The organism is uncultured Frigoribacterium sp. (assembly GCF_963515265.1).
Lineage (GTDB): Bacteria > Actinomycetota > Actinomycetes > Actinomycetales > Microbacteriaceae > Frigoribacterium.
In genome coordinates this window covers 1-2,863 of the sequence record NZ_CAUPYL010000263.1, presented here as the reverse complement: position 1 = coordinate 2,863, position 2,863 = coordinate 1, and the positions used below count along the sequence as shown (strand labels likewise).

At 74.0% G+C, this 2,863-nt stretch carries 3 protein-coding genes; 1 reads left to right on the top strand and 2 read right to left on the bottom strand.

What is annotated here, in order from left to right:
• Both RWM17_RS13670 and RWM17_RS13665 read right to left on the bottom strand, forming a co-directional pair.
• A partial coding sequence (locus RWM17_RS13670; RefSeq protein WP_314104565.1) for a signal peptidase I occupies positions 1-656 on the bottom strand: 656 nt, incomplete at its 3' end.
• A gap of 171 nt (positions 657-827) precedes the next feature.
• Positions 828-1,448 carry a TasA family protein gene (locus tag RWM17_RS13665; RefSeq protein WP_314104563.1) on the bottom strand — a complete coding sequence of 207 codons (621 nt, stop codon included), beginning with the start codon at positions 1,446-1,448 and terminating at the stop codon, positions 828-830.
• Between the two features lie 225 nt (positions 1,449-1,673).
• Here RWM17_RS13665 and RWM17_RS13660 point away from each other — a divergent pair.
• Positions 1,674-2,863 (top strand): DNA polymerase III subunit gamma and tau (locus RWM17_RS13660; protein WP_314104561.1); only part of this gene is annotated, 1,190 nt, incomplete at its 3' end.

Genomic DNA, 2,863 nt, shown 5'->3' with positions numbered 1-2,863 from the left:
GTGCGGTGCCGGCCGGCCGCGTGGCGCGGCCCGTCCTCGTGACGGGAACGCGCCTCCTCGGCTCGGCCCCCGTCGGCAGATGCCGGTTCGTGGGCGGTCGCGGCGAGGTCCTCGGCGCGCGGGCGGCGGAAGCCGATCATGGCGAGCATGCCGAACAGCGTGCCGACGACGAACACCCAGCCGGGGGCGAGGGCCTGGTCGACCCACTCGCCGAGGCGCGGCGTCGACCAGAACACGCGGTCGGCCTCCGCGACGACCACCGGTTCGGGGTCGGTCACGGGGTTCGCGTCGCCCTTGAGGACGAGGGACCGGGAGGCGCCGCCCGCGTCGTCCGTCTCGACCACGCGGTGGGTTACGCGGACGCCGTCTGCGCGGGGGACGCTGACGACGTCGCCGACGGCCACCTCCGCCGCGGGCACCGTCCGCGCGAGTGCGAGCGCTCCGGTGGGGATGTCGGGGGACATCGAGCCGGAGCGGAAGATCAGGGGAGTGACGCCCGCGAAGACGGCGAGGGCAGCAGCCGTCAGGCACACCACGCCGGTGAGGGCGCCGGCCCAGAGGACGAACTCGCGAGCGAAGAAGCGCGCCCGGGCGTTGCGGCGGGCGTGGTCGACCGGCGGCCGGTCGTGCCGCGCGCGTCCGGGGGAGGACGCCATGCGTGGCTCCCCTCGTCGCGCGTCGGGCAGGTGGATCGTGAGGGGAACGGCGGAGTCGGGCACCCGACGCCGGACTCCGCCGTTCCCGTGTCCGGGCCGCGTCCGCCACGGGGGCGGGGGCCTCGGGACGCCCGCCCTGGGAGGCGGGGGCTGGGAGGAGCTGCGGGGCAGCTACTGCTGGGTGGCGGTCACCGTCATGGTCGCCGTCACGGACTTGTTCTGCACCGTGTTGGTCGCGTCGGAGGGGACCTCGGCGCGGACGCAGAGGTACTCGACCTGGTTGACCGCCAGGGCCCGGGCGGCCGCCGTGGCCGGCCCCGCGCTGAGCTTGGTCGTGCTGGGCGTGACCACCGTGGCGGGGGTCGCGCTGAACGTGGTGGCGTTGCAGGTCGGGGGCGTGCCGACGTTGTAGGTGCCCGTGCCGAGGCTCGCGACGCCGAAGTTCAGCACCGGGCCGAGGACGGCCGCGTCGGCGCCGCCGGCGACCGTCGTGTAGGCGTAGTTGAACGGCAGGGTGCCGCCGTTCCGCACCGTGAGGAGCGCGTAGGTCTGGTCCCCGGGCTTCGCCGCGGTCATCGTCAGGCCGGTGAGGGCCGTCGTGACGTCCTGGTCGTTCAGCTTGAGGTCGAGCGTGCCCGTGCTGAAGCTGCCGGTCGCGGTCACGGTGTCGGTGAACGCCGCGAGGGTCGCGACGGTGCCGAGCCCGAGCACGGTGCCGAGGGCGAGGACCGCCCTGACCTTGCCCGAGACGGAGAGGCGGTGGGCGCGCGAGGACGCCGTGGCTGCAGACATGCGGGTGTCTCCTGATCCTGATCCTGACCGGTCTGCCGCGAGGGTGGGTCGCGACCGGTGCGTCACCGCTGGTGAGGCGGTTCGGCACGAGCTGGTGAGGCTCGTCCGGTGGGTCGAAGATACCAAGGAGGCGTGGGTCGCGCCAGGGGAGGACCCACCCCCGATGAGGGGTCGCGTCGTCCGCTGCCCGGCGCGGACGTCGGTGGCCCCGACTACTCTTGTCCCGTGGTCACAGCCCTGTATCGCCGTTACCGGCCAGAGAACTTCGCCGAGCTGATCGGACAGTCGCAGGTGACCGATCCGCTCCGCACGGCGCTGCGCGCCGACCGCGTCAACCACGCCTACCTGTTCAGCGGCCCCCGAGGCTGCGGCAAGACGACGTCGGCCCGCATCCTGGCGCGCTGCCTCAACTGCGCCCAGGGCCCGACCGACACGCCGTGCGGCGTGTGCGACTCGTGCGTCGAGCTCGCGCGAGACGGGGGCGGCTCACTCGACGTCATCGAGATCGACGCCGCCAGCCACAACGGCGTCGACGACGCTCGCGACATCCGCGACCGCGCCGTGTTCGCCCCGGCGCGCGACCGGTTCAAGATCTTCATCCTCGACGAGGCCCACATGGTCACGCCGCAGGGCTTCAACGCGCTGCTCAAGGTCGTCGAGGAGCCGCCGGAGCACGTCAAGTTCATCTTCGCGACGACCGAGCCCGACAAGGTGATCGGCACGATCCGGTCGCGCACCCACCACTACCCGTTCCGGCTGGTCCCGCCTGCGCAGATGCTCGAGTACGTGCAGCAGCTCGCCGAGAGCGAGGGCGTCGCGGCTGCCCCGGGCGTCCTGCCCCTCGTGGTCCGGGCCGGCGGCGGGTCGGTGCGCGACACCTTGTCGCTCCTCGACCAGCTCATGGCCGGCAGCGAGAGCGGCGGCATCGAGTACGAGCGCGCGGTCGCCCTGCTCGGCTACACCCACGCGGCCCTCCTCGACGACGTCGTGGTCGCCCTGGGGCAGCGCGACGGGGCAGCCGCGTTCGCGGCCGTCGACCGGGTCGTCCAGACGGGTCAGGACCCGAGGCGCTTCGTCGAGGACCTGCTCGAGCGCCTCCGCGACCTCATCGTCGTCGGCGCGACGGTCGAGGGCGCCTCCGCCGTGCTGCGCGGCGTCACGCCCGAAGAGCTCGACCGGCTCGTGCAGCAGTCGCACGCGTTCGGCGCCGCCGAGCTCTCGCGCTCGGCCGACGTCGTCAACCGGGCCCTCACCGACATGACGGGCGCCACGTCGCCGCGCCTCCACCTCGAGCTGATGATCGCCCGGGTGCTCGTGCCCGAGGCCGACGAGACGACGCGGGGCGCGCTCGCCCGGGTCGAGCGGCTCGAGCGCCGCGTGGGCGTCGACGGCGCCGCGGGCGACGCCGCCCACCC

What these genes read in the sequence shown, in the direction of transcription:
- RWM17_RS13665 (WP_314104563.1), bottom strand. Translation starts at nt 1,448, where the DNA reads ATGTCTGCAGCCACGGCGTCCTCGCGCGCCCACCGCCTCTCCGTCTCG.